General features: G+C 43.6%; 3 protein-coding genes. 2 read left to right on the top strand and 1 reads right to left on the bottom strand.

Translation table 11 applies throughout. The features are described from left to right. Window positions 1–4773, top strand: a 4773-nt coding sequence (locus tag ACE1OE_RS15295; RefSeq protein ID WP_449211565.1) for a tandem-95 repeat protein, incomplete at its 5' end; no start/stop codon positions are given. A 329-nt stretch (window positions 4774–5102) separates the two neighbouring features. Further along, window positions 5103–5231 (top strand): hypothetical protein, encoded by a 129-nt coding sequence (locus ACE1OE_RS15290; protein WP_449211564.1) that lies wholly within the window; start codon window positions 5103–5105, stop codon window positions 5229–5231. 809 nt (window positions 5232–6040) lie between these two features. Here the strand turns inward: ACE1OE_RS15290 and ACE1OE_RS15285 are convergent. Continuing rightward, entirely contained in the window at window positions 6041–6214 is a 174-nt protein-coding gene (locus ACE1OE_RS15285) for a hypothetical protein (protein WP_449211563.1), read from the bottom strand. Window positions 6215–6572: the final 358 nt, after the last annotated feature.

Here is a 6572-nt window from a genome sequence, read left to right as displayed (position 1 = left end):
GTGGGCAGCCAAACGGCATTCACGTTACCCACCAGTGAAGAAGCGGCCAATGCAGACAATGGGGTAGATATCGCGTCATTGTTTGCTACGCCTGATGAGGATACTGACAACGCAGAAAGCGGTGGTGACAGCGTCACTATTTCTGATATTAGTATGCCTAATGGCACGATCACAGACAACGGCGATGGGACGTATACCATCACGCCAGATGAAAACTTCAACGGCAACTTTGAAATTGACTACACCGTTGATGACGGAAATGGTGGAGTATCACCGGCTCAACTTGATGTATCGGTGACCGCGGTCAATGATGCGGCTGTGATTTACGACCAAAACTTTAGCATGGACGAAGACGGTACACTGAGATTTACTAATGAAGACTTGCTAGTGAGCGCAACAGACATAGATGGCGACGATTTAACGGTCAGCGGCGTCCATTATGAAGGGGGAGATGGTATATTAACCACCCACGATGACGGTTCTCATACGTTTGCTCCCAATGAGAATTTTAACGGCAGTTTAAATCTTAGTTTCGACGTTTCTGATGGTTCAAGCACTTCAAGTGCAGCGATCAATGTTGACGTTGTGCCAGTCAATGATGGTCCTGTAGCATCCGAAGTGTCACTTAACGTCGATGAGGATCGAACGCTCGTCTTTTACGACACTGATTTGCTTGAAAACACCAGTGATATTGATGGCGACGATCTTTCGATTATTAATGTCGGGTATCAAGGTGACCAGGGCGTTCTGATTAATAATGACGATGGGTCTTATTCGTTTACGCCTAGCGAAAATTTTTCAGGTCAAGTTGAACTCTCGTACACGGTATCAGATGGTCTCTCTGAGGCGACTCAAGTCATCAAAGTTAACGTAGACAGCGTTGCTGACGCGCCAGAACTTGTCGTTACTGCTGCAGCAGGGCAAGTCATTAACGCTGAAGGTTTAAAAGTCGACCCAGATGACACATTAGAACTGAACATTGCCGCATCACTTACCGACTTAGATGATTCGGAGTCTCTGACGGTTGATGTGTCAGGAATTCCAGTAGGTTCAACCATTCATTATGACAACCAAACCGTATTAAACAACCAAGATGACGGGATAACAAGTTATGTTGATTCTGAAATAACGGTTACGTTTGAAGGAGAAACCGCAGGGTTTAGAAATGCAGTTGGGTATTACAAAGTTGATGAAAATGGCCAGATCCAAGATGTAGAAGTGGTGTATGAAAATGCCTCCCAAGTTGGCGGTGGGGGTAATTTAATTCCTGGAGAATCCTCATTTTCCTTCGACTTACCCCAAGGTGATAGCTTTAATCTATTCGTGATCCCTAATGGCTATAATCATAATAATTTTGATAGCTTTAGTCAGGGTAGTTATGAATTCAGAAACGCAGATGGTACACCAGCCACTACCGATTCTATCGACCCTCAACTTGTATTTGTCGAGGACAGTGGCGAAGTGTCTGTCATCCAAAGTCAGCATGGCGATGCTATATTCCACGGTGGTTCGAGTTCAAATCTAAACCAAGATGGTATCGACCATTCGCGCACGTATTTTAATGATAATGATGAACTTGTATACGGAATTGAAGACATGTTTAACGGGGGAGATCGCGACTACAGCGATTTCCTATTTACTATCGACCTTGGAGAAACCAACACCTCAATTTACCGAGGGGAAGTGACCGTATCTGACGAAACACCAATTATTCTTCCCATTGTAGCGCTCAATGAACCCGTACTAATTAACCTGCCTAACGAGTATAGCGGTGAGTTTGATGTCCTAATCACCGCTACCGCTACCGAAATGGATAACGAAGATACTTCTCTGACGACCCAATCGATCCATATTGATGCACGTGAACATGCCCCTGAGTCTGAGGCAACTTCTTCCACGGTCGATGAAGATCATTCCATTATCGTTACACAAGACATGCTACTAGAACATGCTAGTGACCAAAATAATGACACCTTGATCGCTACCGATTTAGTTACATCGGATCCTAATGCGACCGTCGTCGATAATGATGATGGCACGTTTACCGTCACGCCATCCCAAGACTTTAATGGAGATTTAGCACTTTCGTACAAAATAAGCGACGGCGAGTTTACAATCGACAACACATTTAACCTATCCGTCAGCGAAGTGAACGACGCGGCAACATCAGAGGCGGTGTTGTTAGCGTCTAACGAAGATGAAATTATTCATATAACGCAAAGTGACTTATTGGCACTAGCTCAAGATGTGGATGGAGACACACTTACCGCTAAAGACCTAGCCATCGACGCTACATTTGGAGATCTCATTGATCATCAAGATGGTACATGGTCTTTTACTCCGAATGAAAACTACAACGGTGAAGTACCGTTTAACTTCAATATCGATGACGGTACGGTATTAACGCCAGCACAGGGCAGGGTTGATATTCAAGCCATTAATGATGCACCTGATGCTCCGCTCGTCACGATGTCAACGGATGAAGACCAACTTCTGATCATTGATCCAAGTTTCATTACTAATCAAGCTACCGATCTTGATGGTGATACTCTTACGCTAGAGAGTTTGAATGTTCGAGCACCAGAGAATGCGACGCTTCAACAGCAACCTGATGGAATGTATCACCTTGTCACGAGCCAAGATTTTAATGGCCTTGTTGAACTGGAATATCTTGTTTCAGACGGCGAACTTACAGCCCAAGGCACTCTGAATGTTGATGTCATCCCTGTCAATGATGAACCTTTTACTGTTGGTAATGCATCCCTAACCACGAGTGAAGACGGGGCTTTTACCTTTGATACATCGGATATGATGAACTTATTTGGTGACATAGATACCGATGAACTTGTCATATCCAGAGTCATTATGCCTGATAATGAAGATGGAGGGGAGGTAACGGACAACGGAGATGGCACCTGGACCTTTACACCAACAGAGAACTTTGCGGGCATATCAGAGCTTAAAGTGATCGCTTCCGATGGTGAATTTGAGACCGCACTTGACGTACCTATTTTCGTTAGACCCATTGCCGATGGCGCTGTCATTACGACCGCCCACGAGGGACCGCTTGTTTTTTCTGAAGATACCGCGGGTTACCTCAATCTTGATGTTAACCTAATTGATGACTCAGAGTTTTTAAGCAATTTAATGATGACTGGTTACCCAGTAGGGTTTGAGGTCAGTGATGGGAATAATACCGTAATCATTTCTGAACCAGGACAAGTTATCAATATCACACACTGGGATGTTGATAACCTTCAGATGACGCCACCCGATGATTTCAACGGCAATTTCTTTGTCACGGTTTCAGCGACGACCGTCGACTATGGTGATGAACCTGAGCAAAATGATGAGGTTCAGGTTGGAGGTGACTTTAACCTGGTATCAGGGAACGCCATTACTCTAAATCACGATGATTTGATCAATATGGCTCAAAACGTTGATGCCGACCCTAACGATGACATTCAAATGGTTCATTTGATAAACCCAGACTCCGGTACTCTCGTCCAGAACGATAATGGAAGTTGGACGTTCACGCCATCACCGGACTTCTTAGGCAGCGCGGACTTTGCTTATGTTATAGAAAAAGATGGTATTTTATACGATGAACAAAGTGACATAAGAGTGTTTGATTCAGAATCTTCCATGGGTAACATTTCAACTATTCAAGGAATAGGCGAAGCGGAGGTAGAAGAAAGCCAATCGATTAGTTTTAATGACTCCGACATGCTAGCAACGATTTCTTCTGATGATAATCAGGATTTAAACATTGAATCTGTCTCATTGCTTGAAGGTCAAGGTTTAATTGAATCTGACGGGCAGGGCAATTATCAATTCACAGCAGCAGAAGGCTACGTCGGCCAAGCACAGATAGGTTTTATAGCTAGTGATGGTGAAAATAGCGTTCAAAGCCATTTTAATATTGGCGTAGAAACTACGATCGAAAATGAACAAGCGTTGCACCAATCCGAAGATGGCTCTATAGATATTGAGGCCTCAGATGTGCTTTTAAGCTTAGGTCTGGCCGAGGACTCAACGATAAATGAGCTTAGTTATATAGGCGATCAAGGTGCGATCATATCTACTGACGATGACCAATGGACATTCTGGCCCGATGAAGGGTTTTCAGGTGACATTGAGGTATCGGCGTTGATACAAAATGACGAAGAAGAACAAACTTATTCCACAAGTTTACATGTTGAAACCGATGGGACAGAACATACACCATCAGAAATGCGAGTAGATGATACAGAAAGTGAAAATAGTGAGACAGCAATCAACCAATCCGACATCACCGCAGCACCGGGAGATGAAATCAATATCAATGCTCCTGATGATGTCAGCTCAGCAGAAGGCGTAGAACATATTGTCATTCGTGATTTACCAGAAGGTGCGGAAATCAATGGTGCTCTTAATGACGGTGAAGGCGGATACACCATATCCGGAGATCTAACTCAACCGGTTACACTTGTATTAGGTGATGATTTCGAAGGACAAGCGACGCTGACGTTCCAAGGTTATGATGAGTTAGACTCACCAGTGGATAGCGCGTCAGGCACGTTGCAACTGGATATTGATGACCAATACTCAATGCAATCGTCGACACAGCAAACGCAAGATACTTCTTCGCTACAACAAACTAACGGGAGCGACTGGACTCAAAGTGACAATACCCAAGTTGATATTGATTTTACTGATGATTCAGGAAGCTTTGGCACTGATGATAACTCAGCGTCCAATCCACAATCCGATGTGGACGATAATCTAGTTTAGAAGCCAATAGCGTTGTGGCTAACGTATCGGTTAGTTACAACGCAGTATCTTTTTAATAATCACATTAACGTAATCGCTAGATTACGTTAATGTGATTATTAGGTATTTTATGGTAAATAGCGTTATGGTTAAATAGCGTGTGATGAAAGCGCTAACAAGAAGATAGGGAACGTAAGGAATCAGTTAGAGCCACAATGTACAAACCCTCATTTAACATAAGATAGATAATACGCACCACAGTGTAAGAGCAATTTAGTAGTGTCCGGTTTGAGCCATTTTAAAATGTCCTCCTAGGCTTACCTATATTGCTCCGCTTAGGAGTTATACGGATGCTTATTACTATGAGTGAAAAAGATAGTCATCGATTCAAGGTTCCTACTGACGTACGTGAAAAACGACTACGCCAAGTTGACGCTGCTATCATTTTGAATCTGTCTGTGTGTCATATCCGCGTTTAAAGAACAAACTTGTCTCTCTTGGCGCTCAAAGTCTTACACACATGCCCGAGTAATCGACACTACTCTGAACATTTCAGAATTGAAATACTGAAACTTATTCGTGAGCATTACTCCGACTTCTCACCAACGTTCGCTCTGGGAAAACTGACTGAACTACACAATCTATCAGTATCCAAAGAAACACTCCGTCAATGGATGATCGCCGACGGACTGTGAATTCCACATTCACAACGCAAACCTCGGGTCTATCAGCGTCGTGATTGCTTGGGTGAACTTATCCAAATTGATCGCTCCGATCATGATTGGTTTGAAGGCCTCAGTGACAAATGCTGCCTATTGGTGTTCACTGGTGATACGACTGGTCGTTTGATGAACCTAAGATTCACTGAAACAGAATCCGTGTTTGACCACACGTGAATACCTCAATGAGCACGGAAAACCCATAACATTTTACAGTGACAAGCACTCTATTTTTCGAATTAATCAGCAGAAACACAAACAACTAGGTCAAGTCCCAGGCCCAATAATGGCCCTTGTTGAAAGGACTGGCGATAGAACTCATCTGTGCAACAGCTCCCAAGCCAACGCCTGGCTTCCCTACTTCATCGCTGATTTTAACCAGTACGCGCTGGCTTAATAACACTGTTTCCATCAACTCTATGGCTGAGCAGCTACTAGCGCGTTTTTTAAATCGCTGAAGTACGGAGGTAATTGTTACGCCCACGAGTCGAGGATTTAATCCAAAGGATATGGCGCGATGAACATAGAGAATCAGTCGAGTTACAGGGTCACACCGATTGCTCCTCGGTTTATCCTGCTAAAGAGAATGATTTGTAATATAGCCATGAGTTTAATAGCGTTGTAATGACCGCCGAGGTCACCCGTAACGCTAAGTCTTGTTTGTTCACGCGAGGCGCCGCCTCTTGAGCACAGTAGTAATGCCCGATTTCCATAATTGACATGGTATGCACAAGACGCGTCATCTTTCCTACCCAAGCGTTCGAGCTAATACAAATATTGAGCGGGTTGTTATTACGTACCCCGTGATAGAGGTGTGATTCAATGACTTTATTTCCCTAATATAAGACGGCAATAATGATGAAGAGAATTAGGGTTCGGAACATAAGCGTTTATTCATCTGACGGTTTAATATAACCCCGTCACCCCATAAACCTTAATGTGAATAACACCATCGATAAGTATCGACGTGCTCGACCAATCGGATTTTTCATCTGTTCTAATTTCCTTCAGATGCTTTTCGCTATAACGGATGCTGACTTTCGCAAACACCTCTAACTTACTGCGCAGAGCAATGTTGTTCACATTGTAAGCTGAGTAATT

Source organism: Vibrio sp. E150_011 (assembly GCF_053544015.1).
Note: the sequence above shows the minus strand (reverse complement) of the source record. Positions and strands in the feature narration are given on the sequence as shown.